The sequence below is a fragment of the Actinomyces oris genome (assembly GCF_006546825.1).
GTDB lineage: Bacteria > Actinomycetota > Actinomycetes > Actinomycetales > Actinomycetaceae > Actinomyces > Actinomyces oris.
On sequence record NZ_VICC01000007.1, the window covers coordinates 110823 to 135092 of the forward strand.

12 protein-coding genes are annotated in these 24270 nt (G+C 71.5%); 9 read left to right on the plus strand and 3 right to left on the minus strand.

Annotated features, from left to right (window positions below; genetic code table 11):
- The first annotated feature begins 216 nt into the window (after window positions 1–216).
- From FK267_RS11315 to purM, 8 genes are all read left to right on the plus strand, one after another.
- On the plus strand, window positions 217–2655 hold the full coding sequence (locus FK267_RS11315; protein ID WP_141407249.1) for a bifunctional metallophosphatase/5'-nucleotidase: 2439 nt from the start codon (window positions 217–219) through the stop codon (window positions 2653–2655).
- Between the two features lie 487 nt (window positions 2656–3142).
- Window positions 3143–3907 (plus strand): DeoR/GlpR family DNA-binding transcription regulator, encoded by a 765-nt coding sequence (locus FK267_RS11320; protein WP_075379148.1) that lies wholly within the window; start codon window positions 3143–3145, stop codon window positions 3905–3907.
- Window positions 3904–4914, plus strand: coding sequence for a 1-phosphofructokinase family hexose kinase (locus tag FK267_RS11325; protein ID WP_141407250.1), 1011 nt, complete (start codon window positions 3904–3906; stop codon window positions 4912–4914). Before FK267_RS11320 ends, FK267_RS11325 begins: the two co-directional genes overlap by 4 nt.
- A 237-nt stretch (window positions 4915–5151) precedes the next feature.
- Complete coding sequence (locus FK267_RS11330; protein ID WP_141407251.1) at window positions 5152–7314, plus strand: PTS fructose transporter subunit IIABC; 2163 nt, start codon at window positions 5152–5154, stop codon at window positions 7312–7314.
- A gap of 514 nt (window positions 7315–7828) precedes the next feature.
- A complete protein-coding gene (locus tag FK267_RS11335; RefSeq protein ID WP_141407252.1) occupies window positions 7829–8272 on the plus strand; it encodes a sterol carrier family protein in 444 nt (147 codons plus the stop codon).
- A 472-nt stretch (window positions 8273–8744) separates the two neighbouring features.
- Window positions 8745–10406, plus strand: a complete 1662-nt coding sequence (locus FK267_RS11340) for an RNB domain-containing ribonuclease (RefSeq protein ID WP_141407253.1) — start codon at window positions 8745–8747, stop codon at window positions 10404–10406.
- A gap of 61 nt (window positions 10407–10467) precedes the next feature.
- Window positions 10468–12333 (plus strand): amidophosphoribosyltransferase, encoded by a 1866-nt coding sequence (gene purF, locus FK267_RS11345; protein WP_141407254.1) that lies wholly within the window; start codon window positions 10468–10470, stop codon window positions 12331–12333.
- 156 nt (window positions 12334–12489) lie between these two features.
- Window positions 12490–13644 carry a phosphoribosylformylglycinamidine cyclo-ligase gene (gene purM, locus FK267_RS11350; protein WP_141407255.1) on the plus strand — a complete coding sequence of 385 codons (1155 nt, stop codon included), beginning with the start codon at window positions 12490–12492 and terminating at the stop codon, window positions 13642–13644.
- Window positions 13645–13910: 266 nt separating this feature from the next.
- Here the strand turns inward: purM and FK267_RS11355 are convergent, their stop codons facing one another.
- From FK267_RS11355 to FK267_RS11365, 3 genes are all read right to left on the minus strand, one after another.
- Window positions 13911–14114 (minus strand): DUF3073 domain-containing protein, encoded by a 204-nt coding sequence (locus FK267_RS11355; protein ID WP_003781441.1) that lies wholly within the window; start codon window positions 14112–14114, stop codon window positions 13911–13913.
- Between the two features lie 440 nt (window positions 14115–14554).
- Window positions 14555–17044: a 3'-5' exonuclease gene (locus FK267_RS11360; protein WP_141407256.1), complete on the minus strand. Its 2490-nt coding sequence runs from the start codon at window positions 17042–17044 to the stop codon at window positions 14555–14557.
- A 1-nt stretch (window position 17045) separates the two neighbouring features.
- Window positions 17046–23594: a DEAD/DEAH box helicase gene (locus tag FK267_RS11365; RefSeq protein ID WP_141407257.1), complete on the minus strand. Its 6549-nt coding sequence runs from the start codon at window positions 23592–23594 to the stop codon at window positions 17046–17048.
- A gap of 219 nt (window positions 23595–23813) precedes the next feature.
- Here FK267_RS11365 and FK267_RS11370 point away from each other — a divergent pair, with 219 nt between their 5' ends.
- Window positions 23814–24074: a type II toxin-antitoxin system Phd/YefM family antitoxin gene (locus FK267_RS11370; RefSeq protein WP_141407258.1), complete on the plus strand. Its 261-nt coding sequence runs from the start codon at window positions 23814–23816 to the stop codon at window positions 24072–24074.
- The last annotated feature ends 196 nt before the right edge of the window (window positions 24075–24270 follow it).

The window sequence follows — 24270 nt, forward strand, 5'->3', positions numbered from 1 at the left end:
ATCCGCGCGGCTCGTTCCTCGCTTCGCTCCCGCTGTGGAGGCATGGCCCGACGGCGCGGACGGGCACCCGGGGGAGGCGGGTACGAGCGCCGTCTGATGAATGTCAGTGAGTGCCACGAAAAATAATGCCCCGTATCGCAGGGGCGCATACGGTGACCCATGTTCCTCTCCTCACCTTCTCCCGGGTCACCATCCCTCCGCCTGACAAGGAACGACATGCGACTGCGCCCCACGCGGGCCGTCAGGGTCAGCGCCGTCATGTGCGCGCTGACTCTGACAGCCCTCAGTCCCTTCCCGCTCAACCCTCCCGCCGGTGCTGACGAGCCGGCCGCCCCAGCAGCCCCGGCCGACGCTCCGGCCGCCGGCGCCACCACCATCGACCTGCTGGGCATCACCGACCTGCACGGCCACATCTCCCGGACCACTCAGACGGACAGCGCCACCGGACAGACATCCGTCGAGGACCCCGGTGCTGTCACGCTGGCCTGCGAGGTCTCCTCCGCCCGCGCCGCCAACCCCAACACGCTGTTCGTCTCCGCCGGAGACTCCGTGGGCGGATCGGCCTACGTCTCCTCCATCCTCCAGGACCGCCCCACCATGGAGGCGCTCAACGCGATGTCCCTGGATGTCTCCGCCCTGGGCAACCACGAGCTCGACCAGGGTCTGAGTGACCTGGAGACGCGTATCTTGCCCGCCTCGAACTTCCCGATCCTGGCCGCCAACGTCTCCGGCTCGGCTCCCTTGAGCGCCGAGGGCGGCGGCAAGGGGACCTTCATCAAGGAAGTCGGCGGTGTGCGCGTCGGCTTCGTCGGCGTCGTCACCGATGAGCTTCCCACCCTCGTGTCACCCTCAGCCCTGTCCACCCTCACTCTGAGCCCAGCGGTCGCCGCCGCCAACGCCCGTGCCGCCGAGCTCAAGGACGGCGACCCCGCCAACGGTGAGGCCGACGTCGTCGTCGTGCTCAGCCATGAGGACGCGGCCTCCACGGCCACGAGCTTCTCCAAGAACGTCGACGCCGTCTTCTCCGGGCACACCCACGTGCCCTTCGCCAAGACCGTCACCGGTGCAGAGGGCAACCAGATCGCCGTCGTCCAGGCCGACCACTACGGCTGGGCGCTGGGACGCATCCGCCTGAGCTACGACCCCGCCAGCCGGAAGACCTCAGTGGTCAGCGCCGACAACAAGGACCTGCGCAGCTCGAGCTGCACCACCGATGCCTACGGCGTCGCCGGAATCGTGTCCCAGGCGGAGAAGGACTCCGCCGCCGAGGGCGGCAAGCCGCTGGCCAAGATCGGCTCGGACTTCCTGCGCGGCTCGGACGGCTCCGGCCCCGGCGCCAACCGCGGCACTGAATCCACTGCCTCCAACCTCATCGCCGAGTCCTTCCGCAGCTGGCTCGCCACCGACATCCAGCCGACCGGCTCCACCCGCTACGTGGGCATCATGAACCCCGGTGGCGTGCGCGCCGACCTGCTCTACGCCGCCTCCGGCTCGGAGGGCGATGGGGTCCTGACCTCGGGGGAGGCCTACACCGTCCAGCCCTTCGGCAACGAGATGGCCTACACGACCCTCACCGGCGCCGAGCTCAAGGCTCTGCTGTCCCAACAGTGGCAGCCCGGCTCCAGCCGCCCCGTGCTCACCCTGGGGCTGTCCAGGAACGTCGACGTCCTCACCGAGGCCACCACCGATCCCGCATACGGGGACGAGGCCGGAGCCGCCCCCGCGATCCGCGAGATCCTCGTCGACGGCAAGCCGCTGGCCGACGGCGACAGCGTCGTCGTCGCCTCCAACTCCTTCCTGCTGGCAGGAGGCGACGGCTACACCGTCCTGAAGGACAAGCCCGTGACCAACACCGGCGTCCTCGACCGCGACGTCACCTCCGCCTACCTGGCCTCCTTCGGCGACAAGCCCGTCACAGCCGACTACTCCAAGCGGCAGACCGCGATGACCGTGGGGCCCGTGTACATCAGCTCAGGTGGCGCGCGCAGCACCGACACGGTCTCCGTGACCCTGGACTCCCTGGCCTACACCAACTCCACCGAGCAGGCCGCCGGCGCTCGGCGCGTGCGCGTGAGCGCGGGGGATAAGGAGATCCTGACCAAGGACCTCGACCTCACCGTCAACCCCACCGGCCCGACCACCGGGCGGGTCGACTTCAACCTCACCTTCCCGACCGACGCCCCCACGCGCGCCTGCCGCACGGTCCAGGCCACCACCTGCCGCTGGGCCTCCGTCGAAACCCTCGACGCCGCCGGTACGGTTCTCAATCGCTTCTCGGTCGAGATCGAGGATGAGGATGCGGCCGACCCCGGAGTGGACTCGGGAGACAGCACGGCGACGGGCGCTGACGCTGCGGCGGACGGGGCCGGCGGCAAGGCGGCATCCACCCCACAGGGCGGCCCCGGTGCTGGTGAGACCTCTGTGGGCGGCGGCACCGAGCCGTCTGCGGGGAGCGGCGCGCAGCCCGCAGCCACCGCCGCTCCGGCCGCGTCCGGAGCACCCGCCCAAGCAGCCGGGCCCGAGCGCCCGAACCAGGCGGCCAGTGATAGTCCTCTGGCCCGCACCGGCGCCTCACTTGGCGCGGGGGTACTCGCCCTCGCCCTGCTCGTCGTCGGCGGCTACCTCATCCTGCGCCGCAGACAGCAGGTCGCCTGACGCTGCCTGACGCCGGCTGGGTCGGCCTGACGCAGTCCGCCCCAGGCTGACCCGCAGCGATATGCGGATCGAGACTCGTGCCCGTCATCCCGACTCGGGGAGGCGGGCACGAGTGCTGTCTGCGGGGCGTCGACGACGGGGTGTCACCGGGGACTGTTCGGGCGGCCTGGGCGGCGAGGACTGCGGTTCGCGCCGAGGACGTACTTTCCGATCGGGGACTGCGTTGTCCTCCGGGCTACTGGGGTGCGCCCGCAGTCGTTTGTCGGAGAACGCAGTCCTGGGCGCCGAAGGACGTCCTCGATGGGGCGGTGGTGCCCGTCGGGCGGACCCTGTTCTCAAAACAACCTATGAAATGTATTGTGAGTCACTCTGGGGTAGACATGAATGTCTGAACGGGCATACTCTCATATCTGTTCAGACATTCAGAGTCGAGTGGATGCCCGAACGGGCGTACTGGTTGACGGCACGGACCTTCTAGGAGGTGAACATGCGTATTGAGGACAGGCACCGCCAGATCGTGGAGCAGGTGCGCGGTGCGGGGCGGGTCCTCGTCACCGAGCTCGCCGAGCACTTCGACGTCACCCCTGAGACGATCCGCCGCGACCTGACCGCCCTGGACCGCAGCGGCGCCCTGCGCAAGGTCCACGGCGGCGCCATCCCCGCCCCGGCCCTGCCGGAGACCGGCGTGACCCAGCGCGAGCAGGTCAACCCCACCGCCAAGCAGGCCATCGCCCGAGCCGCCCTGGCGCGGCTCGCACCGAAGTCCGGCACCACCCTCCTCATCGACGCCGGAACCACCACCGGCTCGCTCGCCCGTCTCCTGCCGGGCGACACCGACCTGACCGTCATCACCAACTCCGTCCTGACCGCCGCCTGGCTGGCCGGCGCCGGACGCACCCGGGTGCGGATCCTGGGCGGTCAGCTGCGCGGACTGACCCAGGCCGCCGTCGGCCCCGAAGCCGTCGAGGCCCTGTCCACCCTGAGGGTCGACGTCGCCGTCCTGGGAGCCAACGGCCTGAGCGCAGCCCACGGACTGTCCACGCCCGACCCCGACGAAGCCACCGTCAAACGCGCCATGGTGCGCAGCGCCCGCCAGGTGGTGGCCCTGGTCGACTCCACCAAGATCGGCCAGGAGCACCTGGTCTCCTTCGCCTCCCTCGACGACATCGACCTCCTGGTCACTGACGTCGAGCTCCCGCCCGCACTCATCGACCAGCTCACCGCCACCGAAACCGAGGTCCTTGTCGCATGATCCTGACCCTCACGCCCAACCCGTCCCTCGACCGCACCGTCTCCCTGCCCGGACCCCTCCAGCGCGGCGCCGTCCAGCGCCTGACCGGCGTCGTCATGGAACCGGGAGGCAAGGGCGTCAACGTCGCCCGCGTCCTGTCCAACGCCGGGCGCGCCGCCACCGCCGTCCTGCCCGCCGCCGAGAACGACCCCATCCTCACCGCCCTGGGCGCCCTCGAGCTGCCCGGCCTCACCGTGCGATCCGTGCCCGTGGCCGGACCCGCCCGCATCAACACCGCCGTCACCGAGCCCGACGGCACCACCACCAAACTCAACGAGCTGGGGGCGGGCTTGAGCGAGGAGGAGATCGACGCCGTCGAGCACGCCCTCCTGGAGACTCTGACGCTCACGGGGGTGTCGGCCGGAGCCGACACCCACCACTGGGCGGTCCTGTCCGGCTCCCTGCCGCCGGGTGCGCCGGCCAGGTGGTACGCCCGCCTCGTGGGTCTCCTTCGGGAGGCCGCTCCGGGGCTGCGCATCGCCGTCGACACCTCCGACGAGCCCCTGGCCGCCCTGGCCGCCGAGCTGCCCGCATCGGCCCCCGACCTCATCAAACCCAACGGTGAGGAGCTCGGCCAGCTCGCCGGCCTGCCCGCCGAGCGCGCCATGGCCCTCGAGGAGGGCGCCGTCCAAGGGGACTACGGTCCCGTCGTCGACGCCGCCCGCCTCCTGATGGGCCTGGGGCTCGGTGCCGTCATGGTGACCCTCGGCCCCGCCGGCGCCGTCCTGGTGACCGCCGACGGCGCCTGGCACGCCACCGCCCCCGAGGTCCCGGTGGTCTCCACCGTCGGAGCCGGGGACTCCTCGGTGGCCGGCTACATCCTGGCCGACGTCAACGGCGGTGACGAGGCCGAGCGCCTGCGCACCGCCATGGCCTATGGCTCGGCCGCCGCCTCCCTTCCCGGAACCACCCTGCCCACGCCCGCCGACCTGCCCGAGCAGGCGGCCGTCGTCACCCGGCTCTCCTGAGCTGGGGCGCCCGCAGGCGCCGGGCCGCGGACCCGCGAGTCTGCGGCACCCGCACGCGCCGGCGGCTGCCGGCCGGCCACCGCCCAGCCGGCTCCGCCGTCGACCGGCCACCGACTGTTCACCACCCGCCCACCGATCCGCCACCTGACCACCGCTGACCGCATGCCCACCACCCTTGACCACCTGTGACCCGCCGCAGCCCACCGGGCGACGGCACCTCGGACACCAAGGAAGACCATGACCGAGAACAAGCCCCTCATCATCCCCGAGCTGGTCGCGCTCGACGCCGACGCCGGCCCGGGCAAGGAAGACGTCATCGAGTTCCTGGCCGCCACCGTGGCCGGCGCCGGCCGGGCCTCCAGCCCCGACGGCCTGGCCGCCGACGCCAAGAAGCGCGAGTCCACTGCCCCCACCGGGATCCCCGGCGGCATCGCCATCCCGCACTGCCGCAGCCCCCACGTCCTGGCCCCCAGCCTCGGCTTCGCCCGCCTGGCGCAGCCGGTCGACTTCGGGGCCGCCGACGGGCAGGCCGCCGACCTCATCTTCATGATCGCCGCCCCCGACGGCGCCGACGACTTCCACCTCCAGCTCCTGGCCAAACTCGCCCGTGGGCTCATGCAGACCGAGTTCACCGACGCCCTGCGCCAGGCCGCCGACGCCGAGGAGATCACCCGCATCGTCACGCAGCAGGTCCAGCCCGAGCTGCTCGACGGCGGGGAGGAGAGCGAGGCCAGCGCGGCCGGTGAGGCCGGAAGCACCGCGGACTCGGCCGCAGGGTCCGGTGCCGCGCAGACCAAGGCCGCTGCGGCGTCGGCGGCCCCGGCGGAGGGCGAGACCGTCATTGTGGGGGTCTCCTCCTGCCCCACCGGCATCGCCCACACCTTCATGGCCGCCGAGGCCCTGGAGCAGGCCGGCAAGGACCGCGGCATCACCGTGGCCATCGAGGGCCAAGGCTCGGGCAAGATCGACGCCCTCGACCCCGAGCTCATCAAACGGGCCAGCGCCGTCATCTTCGCCCACGACCTGCCCGTCAAGGGTCGCGAGCGCTTCGCCGGCAAGCCCGTCATCGACGTCGGCGTCAAGGCGGCCGTCAACGACGCCGGCTCCCTGGTGGACAAGGCCCTGGCCGCGGCCGACGACCCCGGTGCTGCCCGCGTGCCGGCCGGCGGCGAGTCCGCCGAGGAGAGCGAGGAGGGCTCCGAGCACTGGGCCCGGCGCCTGCAGAGGTCCGTCATGACCGGGGTGTCCTACATGATCCCCTTCGTGGCCGCCGGCGGTCTGCTCATTGCGCTGGGCTTCCTCCTGGCCGGGTATGACGTGGCCAACCTCTACGAGAAGATCTCCATCAGCGACTACTCCCTGTGGAACCTGCCCGGCAACGAGTTCGTCCACGAGATCAAGAACTCGGCCGACAACGTCGTGGGAACCGAGACGATCACCGTCTCCCAGTCCGGGCTGCTGCTGTACATCGGGTGGACGCTGTTCCTGCTGGGGCAGGCGGCCATGAGCTTCCTCGTCCCGGCGCTGGCCGGCTACATCTCCTTCGGGCTGGCTGGCAGGCCCGGGATCGCGCCCGGGTTCGTCATGGGGGTCGTCGCGGTCGAGGTCGGGGCCGGGTTCATCGGCGGCCTGGTCGGCGGCATCCTCGCGGGCTACTTCGCGGCCTGGCTCGCCGGGCTCAATGCGCCGGCCTGGCTGCGAGGGCTCATGCCCGTGGTCGTCATCCCGCTGGGCACCACGCTGGTGGTCGGCGCCGTCATGTACCTGGTCCTCGGGCGGCCTCTGGCCGCCCTCATGACCGGGCTGAAGGACGGGCTGACCTCCATGTCCCAGGGTGGCTCCGCCGTGTTCCTGGGTATCATCCTCGGGCTCATGATGTGCTTCGACCTGGGCGGGCCGATCAACAAGGCCGCCTACCTGTTCGGCACCGCGGGCCTGTCCGAGGCCAGCGCCAGCAACACCGCCCCCTACGAGATCATGGCCACCGTCATGGCCGCCGGCATGGTGCCGCCGCTGGCGATGTCGGCCGCGACTTTCCTGCGCTCGCGGCTGTTCACCAAGGCCGAGGTCGAGAACGGGCGCAGCGCCTGGCTGCTGGGGCTGTCCTTCATCTCCGAGGGCGCCATCCCCTTCGCCGCCGCCGACCCGCTGCGCGTCATCCCGGCCACCATGGCCGGCGGCGCGATCACCGGAGCGATGACCATGGCGATGCACGTCGGCTCGCGCGCGCCCCACGGTGGCGTGTTCGTCGCCTTCGCCATCACCCACTTCGGTGGCTTCCTCCTGGCGATCCTGGCCGGGACGGTGGTGAGCACCGCGCTGGTCATCGTCCTCAAGGGGCTGGGGCGCAACGCCGACGGCAAGAAGGGTGTTGAGGCGCAGGCCGCGGCTGCCGCCTGATCCGGCAAGCCTCATCACCGCGTCGTGCGGGGTTCCACCAGGTGCGGGGCCCCGCACGATGTGTGTGAGGACCTGAGGGGCCGGGTCCGGGAGGCTCGGTGTCCTTCGGTGGGGACGCTCCACGTGGCCGGGGACTTCTTCTCGCCCACGGGTGCAGTGCGCGCGTGCGGGGACAGGAACCCTGTCCCCGACGGCGTCGAATACCCCCGGCCGGGGCGACATGCACCCGCTCGCGCAGGATGTCCCCGCCCGGGGCGACACGCACCCGGCCGTGAGGAAGTGTCCCCGTTGGCGCGGAACGTCCCTGTGGACTGTGTCGCCTCAGATCGAGGACGTACCTTTCGATCGAGAACTGCGTTCTCCTACAGAAGGTGACGGCCCGGGCGCAGTCGTTTGGGGGAGAAGTACGTCCTGGGCGCAGAACGCAGTCCCCGATGGGCCGGGGCTGCCGCGCGGCGCCGTCGGGCTGGGATCGCCTGCCAGTTCCGGGCTGCTCCGGCATAGGCTTCGCGCCATGGCTGCAAGACGACGCATCGACCCCGACGCCGGCGCCCAGGCCCTGCGCCAGTGGGCCCAGGAGCAGGGCACGTCCGACGACGAACCGGCCGGAGCTGGGAGCGGTGCCGGCCCCGGCTCCGCCAGTCCCACCGACCGGGCCGCCCGACGTCGGGTGACCGCCACCGCCGTGCGCTACACCCTCGAGGAGCTTGCCGCCTGCGCGCCCGGGCGCTCGGTCGAGGTGCGGGTCCCGCCCTTCGGCGTCACCCAGGCCGTCGCCGGTACCGTCCACCGCCGGGGCACCCCGCCCAGCGTCGTCGAGACCGACGCCGTCACCTGGCTGGCCCTGGCCACCGGCCGACTCACCTGGCAGGACGCCCTGGCCGACGGCACCCTGCACGCCTCCGGTGAGCGCTGCGACCTGTCCGCCTACCTGCCTCTGGTCCGGCTCCCCGGGTAGACATCAACATTTTCTTCAAAATCGACCCGGAGCCGCGTCGATTCTGAAGTTTTGGTCGATGTGTGGGGGTGGGCTGGGGGCTGCGCGCGCCTGTTGGTCACTGCCCCGAGGGCCGGCGCAGGTATGGCCGTCGCCGTGCTGCCGTAGCGCCGCCGCTCCGATTCTGACTGTCGCTTTGGAGCCGGGCCTGCTCCGCGGACTCGTTGGGGTCGGTCACCCCATGTCCTGAGGCGTCGCGGACTGTTGTGCCAACCGCGCAGAGGACGAAAGTGTCACAAATGGCGACTTTTCAACGCGCGCTGTCGGGGCGGGCGTCAGGGCGCAAGGTCCTGACCAGCGTCAACGCGTTCTGACTGGTCGTCTGCGGAGCGCACTCGGTCCTAAAAGTCGCCGCTCGTGACAGATCGGGCCGATTCCGCCCCATCCGCCCGTTGGTTGCTGCACCAAGGGTCCGCGCCGGTAGGTTCATCCCATGAGTCGCACGCGCCTGAGCACCTACACCGCCCCGCCCGCCGAGGTCGCCCGGACCTTGGACGCGTTGCGCGCGCACTACGAGGTCCCCACCGCCTTTCCGCCCGAGGCTCTCGTCGAGGCGGAGGCCGCCGCCGGCGCCTGGGCCCAGGACGGCCCCGCCCGTCTCCTGGCCGACGGCGCCCGCGACGCCCGCGACCTGGAGTTGGTCACCATCGACCCGCCCGGCTCCATGGACCTCGATCAGGCGGTGCTCCTGGAGCGCCTGCCCGCACAAGCGGACCATGCTGACCAGGCCGGCACGGCTGCTGGGGAGGTTGGGGATGCCCCCGAGCCCGCGGCCACCTACCGAGTCCACTACGCCATTGCCTCCCTGGCCACCTTCGTCACCCCCGGCGGCGCCCTGGACACCGAGCTGCGCAGCCGCGGCGAGACCATCTACGCCCCCGATGCCGCCACGCCCCTGCACCCCGAGGTCCTCTCCCACGGCGCCGCCTCCCTGCTTCAGGACGCCGAGCGCCCGGCCTGCCTGTGGACCATCGACCTCGACGAGCGCGGTGAGGTCGTCTTCGCCCGCGTCGAGAGGGCCCTCGTGCGCTCGCGGGCGCGCCTCAGCTACGCCCAGGTCCAGGCCGCCATCGACGGACAGGGCGCCCTGCCCCAGGAGGCGCCGGACGACCTGCCCGAGCTCCTGGCCGAGATCGGCCGCCTGCGCCTGGAGCGCGAGGCCGCCCGCGGCGGCATCAGCATGACCACGCCCGAGCAGGTCGTCGAGGTGACTGAGGCGACTGCGGTCACCGAGACGGAGGAGACGGCGGAGCCGGCCGTCCCCGACGGACCGTCGAGCCCGGCCGGCTACCGGCTCGCCTACCGCGTGCCCGTGCCCGCCGAGCAGTACAACGCCCAGATCTCCCTGCTCACCGGCATGTGCGCCGCCCGGATCATGGTCGAGTGCGGCATCGGCATCCTGCGGACCCTGCCGCCGGCGCGCCCCGAGGACTACGCCCGCCTGCGGCGCGTCGCCGCGGCCCTGGGCATCGACTGGCCGGCCGCCCAGCCCTACCCCGAGCTCGTGCGCGGCCTGGACCACGCCATCCCCGCCCACGCGGCCTTCATGGAGCAGGCCATGTCCCTCTTCCGCGGATCGGGCTATCTCGCCTTCGGGGTGGGCGGGGTCGGGGTCCCCGCCGACGACGAGGCCGCCGACTCCGAGGAGGCCGTCCACTCCGCGATCGCCGCCCGCTACGCCCATGTCACCGCGCCGCTGCGCCGACTCGTGGACCGCTACGGCGAGGAGGTCTGCATCGCTGCCTGCGCCCAGGCGCCCGTGCCCGAGTGGGTCCTTGACGCCCTCCCCGACCTGCCCGGCGTCATGGAGCAGACCGGCAAGCGCGCCCGCGCCATCGGCCGCGGAGCCCTGACCGCCCTGGAGGCCCTGGTCCTGCGTGGACACGAGGGCGAGGTCTTCGACGGCGTCATCACCTCCGAGCGCGATGGTCGCGGCGAGCTCGTCCTGGCCGAACCCGCCGTCGTCACCGAGATCCGCGCCGGTAAGAAGGCCTCCGACGGCGGCCTCCCGGTGGGGGAGCGCGTCCAGGTCCGCCTTTTTTCCGCCGACCCCGCCTCCGGCATCCGCTTCCAGCTCTTGCGAAACCGGCCCTGAGACCGACCGGCTCCGGCGGCCGCAATGGTCAGACGGCGCCCGGGCGTGACAGACTGTGCGTGTGCGCACCGGTGAGAACCCCACGCAGATCACCTCCGACCATCCCGACGGCGCCCGCCCCACACCGCGGGCTGACTCCTTCGAGCCCCTGGGGCGGACCAGCCGTCCGAGCCCGCCCGACCCGGCGGCCCCCGAGGCCCCCGGGGCTCCTGCGGCTCTCGCAGCGCCCGAGGCGCCCGCCGGCGTCCCGGGCCTGAGCGCCCTGCCCGACGACCACTCCGACGAGCTCGAGCCCTCTCCACGCGAGGAGTGCGGTGTCTTCGGCGTCTGGGCCCCCGGCGAGGAGGTCTCCCGCCTGACCTACTTCGGCCTGTACGCCCTCCAGCACCGTGGCCAGGAGTCCGCCGGCATCGCCACCTCCAACGGCTCCCAGATCCTCGTCTACAAGGACCTCGGCCTGGTCTCCCAGGTCTTCGACGACCAGGCCCTGTCCAACCTCACCGGCCACATCGCCGTCGGCCACGTCCGCTACGCCACCCAGGGCGCCACCACCTGGGAGAACGCCCAGCCGATGCTCGGCCCGGCGGCCGGCTCCACCCTCGCCCTGGCCCACAACGGCAACCTCACCAACACCCGTGAGCTCATGGACGCCGTACGCGCCACCTCCGGGGAGGACCTCAGCGGCGAGCTCGGCCGCGGCTCCTCCACCGACACCGCCGTCCTGGCCGCCCTGCTCAACCTCGTCTCCGAGCGTGGCGCCCTGGAGGGCTGGGACTCGGCCGCCGACATCCTCACCTCCGGCATCACCGACGACGCCGAACTCGACGCCGCCTACAGCGCACCGACCCCCCTGAGCGTCCACCAGGCCGCCCGGCGGGTCCTGCCCATGCTGCGCGGCGCCTTCTCCCTGGTCTTCATGGACGAGCGCACCCTCTACGCCGCCCGCGACCCCCACGGGGTGCGCCCCCTGGTGCTCGGGCGCCTGGGCAACGGGTGGGCCGTGGCCTCCGAGACCGCCGCCCTGGACATCGTCGGCGCCACCTTCGTGCGCGAGATCGAGCCCGGCGAGCTCATCGAGATCGACGAGGACGGCGTGCGCTCCACCCGCTTCGCCACCGCCCGCCGGGCCGGCTGCGTCTTCGAGTACGTCTACCTGGCCCGCCCCGACACCCGCATCGCCGGGCGCAGCGTCATCACCTCGCGCAACGAGATGGGGGCGGCCCTGGCCCGTGAGCACCCGGTGGAGGCCGACCTCGTCATCGCCACGCCCGAGTCGGGCACCCCGGCCGCCATCGGCTACGCCCAGGCCTCCGGCATCCCCTACGGGCAGGGCCTGGTGAAGAACGCCTACGTGGGGCGCACCTTCATCCAGCCCACCCAGACCCTGCGCCAGCTCGGCATCCGTCTCAAGCTCAACCCCCTGCGCGAGGTCATCGAGGGCAAGCGACTCGTCGTCGTCGATGACTCCATCGTGCGCGGCAACACCCAGCGGGCCCTGGTGCGGATGCTGCGCGAGGCCGGCGCCGCCGAGGTTCACGTGCGCATCTCCTCCCCGCCGGTCATGTGGCCCTGCTTCTACGGCATCGACTTCGCAACCCGCGCCGAGCTCATCGCCACCGGCATGAGCGTGGAGGAGATCGGTCAGTCCATCGGCGCCGACTCCCTGGGCTTCCTGTCCGTGGAGGGCATGGTGGCCGCCAGCGGCCAGAAGGCCGAGGACCTGTGCCTGGCCTGCTTCACCGGCGACTACCCGATCCCGCCGCCCGTGCGCAGCCTGACGGGCGCCGCCATCCCGGTGCGCCGCGTCCCCACTGCCTACCGCGGTCGGCGCCGCGATCAGGCCGACGACGCCGGCCGCACCGTGCCGCCGGGCAGCATCACCCGCCCGGACCTGACCTCCGGCAGCCCCCTGGGTTCGACGACCTAGTCCGGGGCTCTCGGCGCCCGCATCGCGCCGGCCGATTGGCCCGGTCCGCCGGAGTCCTCCCGGTCCACCGTCGGCGATGCGTACCGGCCACCCGCTGCGCCCTCGCCCTTTCCGCCCGCCACCGCACCTTCGACCCGAGTCCACAAGGAGCCCCACATGACCCAGCAGCCCGAGCAGCCTGAGCAGCCCGCCCCCGCCATCACCTACGCCGACGCCGGTGTGGACACCGCCGCCGGGGACCGGGCCGTCGCGCTCATGAAGGACGCCGTGGCCTCCACCATGACCCCGGCCGTCGTCGGCGGCGTCGGGGGCTTCGCCGGGCTCGTGGACGTCTCCACCCTGCGCGACTACCGCCGCCCCCTACTGGCGACATCCACCGACGGCGTGGGCACCAAGGTCGCCATCGCCCAGGCCCTCGACATCCACGACACCATCGGCCAGGACCTGGTGGGCATGGTCGTCGACGACATCGTCGTGGTCGGGGCCCGGCCCCTGCTCATGACCGACTACATCGCCTGCGGGCACGTCGTCCCCGAGCGGATCGCCGACATCGTGCGCGGCATCGCCCAGGCCTGCGCCGCCATCGGCACCCCGCTGCTGGGCGGGGAGACCGCCGAGCACCCCGGCCTCATGGCCCCCGACGAGTACGACGTCGCCGGGGCCGCCACCGGCGTCGTCGAGGCCGACCGGATGCTCGGGGCTGAGAAGGTGCGCGCCGGCGACGTCCTGGTCGCCCTGGGTGCCTCCGGGCTGCACTCCAACGGCTACTCCCTGGTGCGCCGCGTCATCGAGCACGCCGGCTGGGGCCTGGAGCGCGAGGTCCCCGAGTTCGGCCGCACCCTGGGCCAGGAGCTGCTCGAGCCCACGCGCCTGTACACCCGCGTGTGCCTGGCCATGCTGGAGACCCTCTCCTCGCCGGCCGCCCCGGGGCCGATCCACGCCCTGTCCCACATCACCGGTGGGGGGCTGGCCGCCAATGTCGCTCGGGTCCTGCCGGACAGGCTCATCGCCGACGTCGACCGCTCCTCCTGGACGGTGCCGCCGGTCTTCTCCACCGTGCGCGAGCTCGGCTCGGTGCCGTGGGAGGACCTCGAGGGCACCCTCAACCTGGGCGTGGGAATGGTCGCCGTTGTCGAGCCGGGCGTGGTCGACGCCGTCCTGCGGGTCGCCGAGGGCTCTGAGATTCCCGCCTGGGTGCTGGGCGAGGTGCACGAGGCCGGGAAGTATGAGGCTCAGGGCCGGGTCGTCTCCGGCACGAAGGGCGTCGACGGGGGAGCGGTCGACATCCACGGCACCTACCGGACTGCCTGAACCGTGAACGCCCCGCTGGGCCAGCGGGGCGTTCGAGTCGTGAGGTGTCACGGATGGCGACTATTCACACCCCGCCGGGCCGGTTCTGGAGCAACGGGGCAGGGCAGCACCGCCCTGACCTGGGTCGATGCGACACAGGTGTTTCGGTTCGGGAGTGAAAAGTCGCCGAGAGTGACACGGATGGCCGCCCGGCGGCCTCGACGTGCGCGTTCGTAGGCGCGAGGAAGGGCCGGCAGGTGCATTCCTCCGGCCCTCACTGGGGTGGGCTACTTGCCGCCCTCGTCCCAGTCATCGTCGTCAACGGCATACTTGGCGGCCAGTTCCTCGTAGTCGATCTCGTCGTCAGGCTCGGATCCCGAGGACGCTGAGACGAGCTCCCGCTCCAGAGCCTTGTAATCAGTCTCCGGGCTGAAGTACTTGAGCTTACGGGCAACCTTGGTTGCCTTGGCCTTCTGACGGCCGCGCCCCATAGGCTCGACCCCCTCCAACGTGTCACGGCGCGCACGTGGGCGCGCTCTTCCTGGTCAAATATGTCGTGGGGCAACCGTACAACGTCAACGGTCACGAGCACCATTCAGACACCGGGGGAGAGTCGTGGTGACGCACACCCCACATGTTGAACACGAGGTCCAAGAACCCCATAGGGATTGCCCAGAGGGTCTTCGGTAGGCCCTCAGTGGGCCTGCGGATGCTGCCCAATATCGGCCCGACGTTCCTTCAGAGAGGCGGGGATTCTCGAGGTTGCGGGGCTGCTGGCTCGGGGACTCCTGGGAACGGGAAGGGAGGCTGCCTGGTGAGTCGGGGCAGGCACTTCGCCGGGGGCGTACGCGGAGAGCCTGACATGTGCGGGGGTGGCGCCCGCGAGAGGACCGTGTGCCGATGCGACGGAGGGGTTCCCGAGAGGTTGTGCCTACGGCGCGAGGGCGGTGATGAGAGGGCTGGCCTCGCCGCTCCAGGAGATGGCGAGCTGGTCCCGGGCGCGGGTCGCGGCCACGTACAGCAAGGAACGCTCCCGCAGGAGGGCATCGTCGCGGTCCGCATCGGAGTACTGCTGGTCCCGCAGCGGCCGAGGGATCGCGTTCTTCGAGACGTCGAAGAGCAGTACCTTGCGGAACTCCAGCCCCTTGGCACGGTGCATCGTCATGACCACGGGCCTTCCCCGCCCCGCTGCCTCACGGTCCACGGCGCGCACCTCTACCCCGTGCTGCGCCAGACCATTGACGACGGCGTCGCGCTGGTAGCGGTCGCGCACGAGGATGGCGATTGTCTCCGGGGCACTGTCCTCACTGTCTCGATCCTGCTCCAACCACACTGTCAGCAGCTCGGCGGCTTTACTCAGCTCGTCGGCGCGGTCGGTGGCGCGCAGCAGCAGTGGCTCGGGCCCGGAGCGCGGTGAGACGTAGTGGTGCTCCTCTGCCTGCCCCTCCATGTCTTCATAGGTGCCGGCATCGAGGATCCCGAAGGCGACATCGAGGTTCTGACGGGTGGTGCGGTAGTTGCGCGTCAGTCGCCGCGACCTCCCGCGCACCTGGATCCCGTAGTGGCTCAGCGTGATCTTCTTGCCATAGATCCGCTGGTGGGAGTCCTCAGCCAGGAACAGGTCGTCTGGGCCAGGTTCCACCAGCGCCCGCAGCAGCTGGAGGTGAGCGGGCGTGAGGTCTTGCGCCTCATCGACGAGCACGTGCCGGAAAGGTCTGGGTGTGCCGAGCGCCGCCTCCTGGTCGAGCCAGGCGGCGGCCAGCGCGAGCTGTTCGTCAAAGGAGGTCACGCCCAGGTCGGCGCTGCGGTCCCGGTAGCGCTCCATCGCCTTCCACACGGCGGCCCGCTTGGACCGGTCCAGAGCTACGCCCCGCCCGGGGCGGCGCACGCGCAGGTACTGCTTGAGAGTCGTCACGCGCTGGGGCAGCACGATCAGCTCGTACTCGGACTCCAGGAAGTCGGCGGAGCACAGCTTCTCGGGCAGCTCATCGCCCATGAGGGTGAGGACCTCCTGCCACACATTCTCCCTGGGGTAGGTGAGTACTCGCCCGCGCGGCTGGCCGATGACCTCCTGGGCGATGGGGGAGATCCTGGCCCCGGCGTGCTGGAGGATCATGCGCGCCACCCGGTCCAGGCCGCTGACCATGACTCCGGGCTCGCTCAGCTTCTCGGTGAAGGGCAGCCGTGGCTCAAGCTGGGCGACCTGGCGGCGCAGGTCGTCGGCGAGGTTGCGCGTGTAGGTCGTCAGCAGGATCCGCGGCTCCAGTCCGCCAGCCTTATCCCGCTTGGCCAGCTCGACGGCGCGGTGCACGGCAATGACGGTCTTCCCAGTTCCGGCGCCGCCCGAGACACGCATGGGGCCGTTCGCGCGCCGCTCCACGAGGGCCCGCTGCTGGGGGTGCAAGAAGAGCTGCCACTCGGCGAAGCTGAGCCCCTCGATGGCGCGGCGCAGGTCCTCGTCACTTTCCAACCAGGTGAAGGTCGAGCGCGCCGCGCGAGTGCGCAGACCGGCGATGAGGTCGGCGTCGGTGGGCTCTGCGGCGACGTCTCGCGAGGGCCGTAGTCCGAAGTCCTCACGAATCTCCTCGATCGTCGCCCCCGTGGCCAGGTTGAGCAGCGCCTCGCCCTGCCAGGACACCCGGGCGGTGGAAGCCAGGTCGAGGAGCTGGGACTCGCGCTGCGCCGCCAGTGCCGCTGCGCCGAGCCGGACGTCAATACCGAGCTCGTCGTGCAGCATCTCCACGGTGAGCCCGTCGGGCCACACCGGTGCCTGGTCCCGGCTGGGAACGACGACGGCGCCCGGCACGGCAGCGGCCCCGACGGCCGTTCCGGCCGCCGTTCCTCCTTCGCCCCGCTGGCTCCCCGCTGCGACCGACTCGGTGTCGGCTGCCTGGGTGGGCGCAGAACTGGCGTCGGCTCCTCTGGCGGCTTCCTCGTTGCGACGGCGCGCCTCGGCGTTGGCGGCCTGGATGCGGGCCGTCTCGCGGGCGAGCTCGTCGGCCTCGCGCTGGGCGGCGGCGAGCTCGGCCTGGGCTGTGCGCCGCGCCTCCTCGACGGTGCGGGGATCCAGGCCGATGAGGTCCCCGACGTTGACGACCTCGGTGATGCCGTTGCGGGGGTTGACGTGGACGGTGACGGATTCGGCGATCTTGATGGCCTCGTCATGTGGCCAGATGCCGTGAATGACGTAGACGACCTCGCCGTCGGCGGTGAGCTCGAACAGGACGGCCCGGTAGAAGTCGGTGACGCGCGCGGTGCGCACACGCCGGTCCCGCGATCCACGAATGGGCTCCAGGTGCAGGCCTGAGCTCGTGGTCATGGTGGACAGCTTGCTGATGAACGGCCCTAACTTCGCCCTGAGGGAGGGGTCCTTGGCGGTGGCGTCCTTCGTCTTGCTGCTGGGCAACAGGATCGTGGCCATGTCAGTGTCCTTCCAGGAGCTCGGGGATGAGCGCGCAGATATCGGTGACGGTGCGGGCCGGATCGTCGCCGGTGACGATGACGCGCCAGCCGGCCGCCGTCAGGGCCTCCTCGTCGCCGTCCAGCGGATCGGCGAGGACAGCAACCTTGGGTGCGGCCCAGGACAGGTCCGTCATGATGCCGCCGACCTCGACGCCGTCGCCCTCGTGGGGGATGCCGGCCGCGGCCAGGTGGGGCAGAAGGGCCAGGACAGGCTCGGGGGTCAGGTCCTGGTCGACGTCGTCCCAGCCGAGATCGCTCATGGCGGCCGGGCTGCCGGCGACGTCGGCTACAGCGACCTCGGCCTGGGCGCGGGAACGCAGCTCGGCCAGGGCCCGGCTGGTCGTGGTGATGTCCACGGGCACCTGAGTCAGGGCGAGCACGTTGCTGAGCCGCAGCCATGCCAGCCAGGCCTCCGGGTGCTCGGGAGTCCCCAAAGCCTCATCGGAGTCGTCAAGCACGAGGGCCATCCCTGTGGTGGAGGTACCGGTGAGCTGGACCGCTAGGGCAAGGTGGGGGATGGCGAAGACCGAACCGGAGTGCGTCGATGCCGCAGGAGCGCCTGCGGCATCAGCAGCGCCGGCGGGTTCGGGTAAGTCGGTCTTGGGCCGCAGCACACGCAACGCTTCCCACAGCGGGTCCGCCCCGGTGCCCTGGGTGGAGGAGTACCGCAGGGACGCGTTCTGTCCCAGGGGCAGGTGACTGGCGGCGCCGACGATGAGCGGCCCCCAGGCGGAGTCGGCCAGAGCCGCCAGGGCGGCGGCGGTCGCACTGGTATCGGGGTCCTCGACGTCGTCTTTCAGCATCGTTTCCAGCAGCGCCATCGGCCCGCCGCGCCAGGCGTCGATGGCCTGGTCGGTGACGCCGCCGGCACGCGCGGCCCCCAGGGAGCCGTTCTTGAGCTGGGCGACGGTGGCCTCATTCAGCCAGGCCGGGTTCCACGGCCCGTCCAGGTCCTCGACGCTTACGGAGATGACCCGGTAGCCGGCGGCGCGCAGGCGTGCACGTTTGTCGGCGTCGTCGGAGAGGCGGTTGTACTTGCGACTGGCGTGGAAATTGTGGCCGTCGGTGAAGATGGCGATGGGACTGTGGCCGCCGGGGCGCAGGCAGGTGAAGTCGGGGCGGGTGCCGCGGGCGTCGAGCTGGGGACGGATCCGCCAGCGGCCCCCGTCAATCTCCAACGCGGGCGCCCCCGAGGGGTCGCTGGTGGTGCGCACGGCCATCTGCTTGCTCAGGAGCTCGGCGAGTGCGGCGCGGAAGCGCACCTCCAGGGGGCTCTCCCCGGTGCCGGCGCGCACTGCCTCGTCGGTGATCTCCCACAGGGGGACCTCCGGGTCGAGCTCGGCGAACACGCCCTCGGTGTCCTGGGCGCCGGTGTCCTCCAGTCCCAGGAGCTGGCCGATGGCGTGCAAAGCCGCGGCGCGGGTGACCTCGGCGGAGACGGCGTGGGGCCGCAGGCAGTCCGGGCACATGTCCTTGCCCTCGGCGCGGCACGGGCAGTTCTCCAGGTGCTGGCCGGTGCGGATGAGGAGGTTCCAGAGCCGGCTGGAGTCGTCATGGTCGGTGAGGTAACCGGTGCCTCCGGGCACGGTGTCGTGCAGCAGGAGGGCGGGACGAGTCTCGCCGGGGGCGCCGCCGGCCACGGGGTGGGGGACGGAGGCGATGCCCAGGTGGTCGGGGGAGCCGCCGGTGGTGATCTCCAGTCCCAGGAGGATCGCGGAGGCCAGCGAGTCCACCCCCACCCGGTCGGTGGCGAAACCCAGCGGCAGGACGAAGGCGAGTGCCTCGGTGCTCAGCTCGCGCATGAGGTCGACGGCGATCACGTGTTCGGCGGAGTCGCTGCGGTAGCGGCACCAGGGTCGGTGCTCACGGGCGGAGGAGGCCCGGGTGTCCGTGTCGAGCTTGCCGCAGGCCTCGCACAGGCGGAAGTCCCGCGAGGAGAGGGCGTTGCCGGAGATTCGGTCGACGCTCTGACCGGCCAGGGGCCGCCCGGTGTTGAGCCAGCGCAGGTTCATGCCGCGGTAGCGGGTCACCCCGAACCCGGAGGCCTCCACGTTCCACTGGCGCACCGCGCGGGTCGGGTCGAAGTCGGCCAGCGGGAGGACCTCGAAGTGGGTGCGGAGCCGCTCGTCGCTGGAGTCCCCGATGCGTGCGTCGTCCTGGGAGACGTCGGCGAAGACCCGGCTCAGGCGCAGGACCCGCCGGGCGCGCCCGACCTCGGCAATGTCGGTGTCACGGCACCTGGGGCACTCCGTGGGCGCGGCGGGCTGGGTCTCCTGCGGTTCGCGCACGTCGATGTAGCCGCAGGCCTTGCAGCAGAACCACCATTGGGCCTGGTTGCTCAGGTCGGAGGCGTCAATACCCTCGATCTCCATCTCCAAGCCGCGGGTGTAGAAGGTGGCGCCGGGGGCGAACTCGTGCAGGGCGTGGACAGAGGCCCTGTCGACGTCGCAGGGCTCGGAGTGGAACTCGTCGTCGTCCGGGTCGCGCCAGGAGACTCGGGCGGACAGGCGCACGGAGTCGTCGATGAGGGTGTAGTTGGGCAGGATGCCGTGGCGCTCCAGGGCCGAGACCCAGTGCTCACGATCCAGGTCGAAGATCCGGGACTCGGCGGCCTTCCGGGCTCCTTCGGCGGAGCGATGGGCTCGCGTGTCCTCCTCGGTGGCGTTGGGGCGATCGGCGGCGACTTTGAGCTCGGGCAGGGCCTCACGGATCTGGCGCTCCTGGCGGTGGAGCTGCTCGGACTCGGCGCGGTGCTCGGCCGCGGCGCGCTGGAGCATCTCGCGAGGCCCGGCACCGGCGTCCTGGGTCACCCAACTGCTCAGGCGGTCGAGCGCCGGCGTGCGCTCCTGGAAGGCGTCGGTGAAGGCCTGCACCAGCAGGGCGCCGTCGCGCTCGATCCGCTCGCACAGCGTGGTGATGAGCGAGCCCTCGCCGGTGGCACCCAGGGCGGTCTTCGCGGTGCCGCCGCCGTGGCCGCCGGAGGGGATGGCCGGGTGGTTCTCGCGGGCGAGGGTGTCAATGACGGAGGCCAGGAACTGGCGGCGCAGAATCTCCTCGGCCCCCAGATAGGTCGACGGCGGCGCGACAGAGCCGTTGAGCAGCCGATCCGGGGCGTCGAGGATCGGGAGCTGGCTGCGCCTGCCGGGCACGTAGGCCAGGGCGAGCGCCGAGCCGCTGCGGCGGCCTGCGCGGCCCACCCGCTGCACGTAGGAGGCGACGGTGGCCGGCAGGGAACCGAGCATGACGGTGGACAGGTCCCCGATATCGATACCCATCTCCAGGGTGGGGGTGGCCACGAGGACGTTGGGGTCCCCGGGCACCTGCGTGGGGCGCTTGAACCCGGTCTCGACCTCGGCACGCTCCTTGGCGTCGAGCAGGGAGGTGTGCTCGTGGGAGTCGACCCGGCGCACATGGGCCCCGGCGTACATGCTGCGGTAAAAGCTCTCCGCCGGGTGTGGCTGGGCCCTCAGGTGGCCGGGGCAGGTGGCGGCCAGGCAAGGGGCGCCGTCGAGCTGGTCGACGGTGGCGGTGGCGGCGGGCAGCTGGGTGCGGCAGGTGTCGCACACCAGGAGGAGGGCCTCGCGCGTGGTCTCGCGCAGCGGGGAGACGACGACGCGGCCGGCCGGCAGCCCGTAGACGGTGCCGCCGGAGTCGGTGGTGGTGACGCTGAGGATCCCGGCCTCGGCCAGGTGGGCCAGGAGCACGCAGGCCAGACGGGAGGCGTGGGTCGGCACGACCCCCAGGCACTTACGGGCCCAGGTGGCGTACCAGGACTTCGAGGAGCTCACCGGCGTGAAGGCCGACTTGCGGGTGTCGAGGCCGCCGCCGACCTGGGGGAAGGCTGGGGCGGCGCGCCCGGTGGGGAAGGCCGGCTGGCCCTGATCGCGGTCGCGCTTGTACCAGATCCACAGGCGCTTGCCGTCGTGGCGCTTGTAGCGCGAGAGCCACTCGTGGTCGATGGCGCCTTCGCGGCGCATGTGCTCCAGGGTGCCGCGCACCCAGGTGAGCAGGGCCGTGTCGCTGGTGTCCTTGAAGCCGTCGAGGACGCCCTGCTGGTCGGTGCCGAGGGCCTGACGGGCCAGGGCCACCAGGGTGTTGACGCGCCCGGCGCTGACGTGGACGGTGACCGAGCCGGTGGCCTCCAGGGTGCGCCCGTAGGTGGACTGCAGGCCCACCTCCAGGGCGATGTCGAACAGGAGCCGACGGCGCACGTGCGGCTTGGCCCGGCTGCGCTTGGAGGCCGGGGCCTTCGGGTCCCAGTAGGGCTTGAAGCGCTGATGCTCGGACAGGGCCGCGGGGACCAGCCGGTAGCGGTCGAAGGCACTGGCCTGGGCGTCGTCGAGGGTGGCCTCGGCCCACTCCTCGATGGGCATCTCCGCTCGCAGCGCCCCGCGCAGGGCTGAGCGCAGGCTCATCGTGTGGGAGCGCTGGTTGACGTAGCCGGCGCGGTGGGCGGCGTCCTGCACGGAGTCGGTGAAGATGAGGGCGCGTTTCTCGGTGTTGTCGAGGGCGTCGTCGCCGAACAGGGTGGTCAGGGACACCGACAGGAGAGTGGCGACCGCCGAGCCGAGGAAGCGGATGGAGTCCTTGGCGCCGCAGGAGGGGCAGACGTCGTTGGTGGAGTCCTCGGTGATGCTGCGCTCGTCCCCGGTGAGCATGAGGACCGGCAGGACGAGGCCCTCCTTGGCCTCGGTGCTCTCCTGGTCCGGGTGACGGGTGAGGATCTCGCGGCTGTTGATGGAGTACCAGCGCAGCCCGGGGTGGCGGGCCTCCAGGTTGATCTCGCCGGCCTCGGTGCGGGTGCGGTAGTCGGCGTCCTCCCCGGGAGCGTGCAGGAGGGCCCGGAAGCGGGGGTCGCCGGTCTTGCGGTCGCGGCGCACGTGGGTCTGGTCGTCCTTCTCCTTCTGGCCGGTGGGGGCCAGGACGATGCCCCAGCCGGAGCGCCCGCAGGAGCGGCAGTACAGGGCGGGGCGCGCGGGCTCCTCAACCTGTGTCTGCTCGGAGGCGGCGTCGGCCCAGCGGAAGGAGGGCAGGGAGCTCAGGGCCCGGTCGACGCGGGTGACCTCCCGGATCCACAGGGTGACCTCCACGTTGACGGCGCTGCGGTCGGGTTTGCCGTCGAGTCCGGCGCGCACGACGGACAGGGCCGCCAGGATCGCGGAGAGGACCCGCCGGGCTAGACCCGACTCCGGAATGGGGCCCAGGAGGTCCCGGGCGAGGTCGGCCAGCGGCGTGGAGTTCTCGGCGGCGCGCACGAGGTGCAGGACGTCGGGGTGGGCCTGGAGGGCGGAGGCGAGGCCGGCGGCGTCCAGGGTGTCCTCCACTTCTTCGGGCAGGTCGTAGAGGTGGGCGACGACGTCGCGGAGCAGCTCCTCGGGGCCCGGGGAGCCGGCCTCGGCGAGGCGGGCCAGGGCCTGCAGGTTCTCACCGGGCAGGGAACGCAGGCGCAGGGCGCGGCCGGCCAGGCCCTTGGACTGGGCCACCTGGCGGTGCGTGGCGGCCCACTGGTCGAGGTCGGCGCGGGTCTCGGTGACGACGGCGCTCGTGGGCAGGTCGGTTCCAAAGACGTCACGGGCGAAGGCGAGCATCTGGGAGGGGTCTCCGCCGTCGCCGAGGGTGGCGGAGGTGGCCACGGGGCACACGGGGCCGAGCGGGGCGGAGGCGAAGGCCTCCTGGCGGGGGTGGTCGGCGGGCAGGTGGGCGCGCAGGGTCAGGCCCAGGCGCCGCAGCAGCATGGCGACGTCTGTGCCCTGAGCGCCGTCGTAGGTGTGGAACTCGTCGAGGACCAGGTAGGTGAGTGACCCGGCCGAGGCCCGCCACAGCTCGCGGTCCTCGGGGCGCAGGAGGAGCTGGTCGAGCATCTTGTAGTTGGTGAGCAGGATGTCCGGCGGGTTGTCGCGGATGACGTAGCGGTCGGTGATGAGGGAGTCGGCGGTGACGTGCTTGCGGGGGCTGGCGGAGGAGTCCCCGGTGTATATGGCGGCGCGCACACCGGCCAGGGCGGGGTCCTTGGTGATGAGGCTGGCGAGGCGGCTGGCCTGGTCGGCGGCCAGGGCGTTCATGGGGTAGAGAATGAGGGCCTTGATGCCGGTGATGCCCTGGGCGCGGGCGCGCAGGACGTGGTCGAGGACGGGGTGGAGGAAGGACTCGGTCTTACCTGAGCCGGTGCCGGTGGTGACGATGGTCGGCTCGGGGTGGTGGCCGCCCTTGGTGGTCAGGCGCCGGTAGGAGTCCTCCTGATGCTGGTAGGGGGTCAGGCCCGGGTCCCAATCGAGGGGGCGGTCGGTGGGGTGTGCCGGGTCGGTTGTGCCGGGGCGGGCGCTCGCGGCCAGGTAGGGCAGGCGCAGGCGGACGAAGGGGCCGACGAAGACTCCCTGCTTCTCGTCCTCCAGGAAGTCGGTGAGCACGCGCCGCGGCTCGGCATCGGTGAGGGCGAAGGTCGTCGAGAGGTAGTCGACGATGGACCGACGGATGCGTTCGGCCTGGAGGCTAGGGAGGAAGAGCGTCATGGCTGGAGCGTGGTGGTGATGGGCGGTGGGGTGGATGCGGCGAATGGTGTACGGGAGTGGTGTCTGCTGGAGCCGGCGCCACCTCGTGCGGATCGTCGTTGTTCCGGGAGTGATCCCGCAGATCAGAGGCTACCGCAGCGAGGAGAGGGGAGAAGCGGAGCCTGAGTCGCTTCTTGGTGACGAGGCGTGAAAACTGCGACCTTCACTCATACTGGGGTCATGCTCGACTTGCCTGTCTCTGTTGCGTGTAGCCAGCTCGATGAAATCGTCGACGACGTCCGCGCCCGACTTGAGCCTGTCTTCTTGACCCGCCGGGGTCGCCGCGTGGCCGCGGTGATCGACGCGGATGACCTGGAGCGGCTTACCCAGGCTGCGGAGGATCTGGCGGACATCGAGGCGGCCGACACCGCCCGAGCTGAGATCGCAAAGCACGGCACCATCCCCTGGGACGAGCTCAATGCTGACCTCGGGCTCGCATGACTCACCGGATCCAGTTCAGCTCCGCACCGGAGTGCAGGCTTGCCATTCTGCTTGCGTGACCTGCCATCACATCCGACCGCCTGAGATGGCACGGATCAAGCCCAGCGCAACACGACCTGCCGCAGGAGCCACAGACGACCGAAGTGTCCCCGCAGGTGGATCCATGTCAACTGACTTCCTTCGCGGGTACTTGTGA

What these genes read in the sequence shown, in the direction of transcription:
- FK267_RS11320 (WP_075379148.1), top strand. Translation starts at nt 3,143, where the DNA reads ATGCGTATTGAGGACAGGCACCGCCAGATCGTGGAGCAGGTGCGCGGT.
- FK267_RS11370 (WP_141407258.1), top strand. Translation starts at nt 23,814, where the DNA reads ATGCTCGACTTGCCTGTCTCTGTTGCGTGTAGCCAGCTCGATGAAATC.
- FK267_RS11330 (WP_141407251.1), top strand. Translation starts at nt 5,152, where the DNA reads ATGACCGAGAACAAGCCCCTCATCATCCCCGAGCTGGTCGCGCTCGAC.
- FK267_RS11340 (WP_141407253.1), top strand. Translation starts at nt 8,745, where the DNA reads ATGAGTCGCACGCGCCTGAGCACCTACACCGCCCCGCCCGCCGAGGTC.
- FK267_RS11335 (WP_141407252.1), top strand. Translation starts at nt 7,829, where the DNA reads ATGGCTGCAAGACGACGCATCGACCCCGACGCCGGCGCCCAGGCCCTG.
- FK267_RS11360 (WP_141407256.1), bottom strand. Translation starts at nt 17,044, where the DNA reads ATGGCCACGATCCTGTTGCCCAGCAGCAAGACGAAGGACGCCACCGCC.
- FK267_RS11325 (WP_141407250.1), top strand. Translation starts at nt 3,904, where the DNA reads ATGATCCTGACCCTCACGCCCAACCCGTCCCTCGACCGCACCGTCTCC.
- FK267_RS11315 (WP_141407249.1), top strand. Translation starts at nt 217, where the DNA reads ATGCGACTGCGCCCCACGCGGGCCGTCAGGGTCAGCGCCGTCATGTGC.
- purM (WP_141407255.1), top strand. Translation starts at nt 12,490, where the DNA reads ATGACCCAGCAGCCCGAGCAGCCTGAGCAGCCCGCCCCCGCCATCACC.
- FK267_RS11355 (WP_003781441.1), bottom strand. Translation starts at nt 14,114, where the DNA reads ATGGGGCGCGGCCGTCAGAAGGCCAAGGCAACCAAGGTTGCCCGTAAG.
- FK267_RS11365 (WP_141407257.1), bottom strand. Translation starts at nt 23,594, where the DNA reads ATGACGCTCTTCCTCCCTAGCCTCCAGGCCGAACGCATCCGTCGGTCC.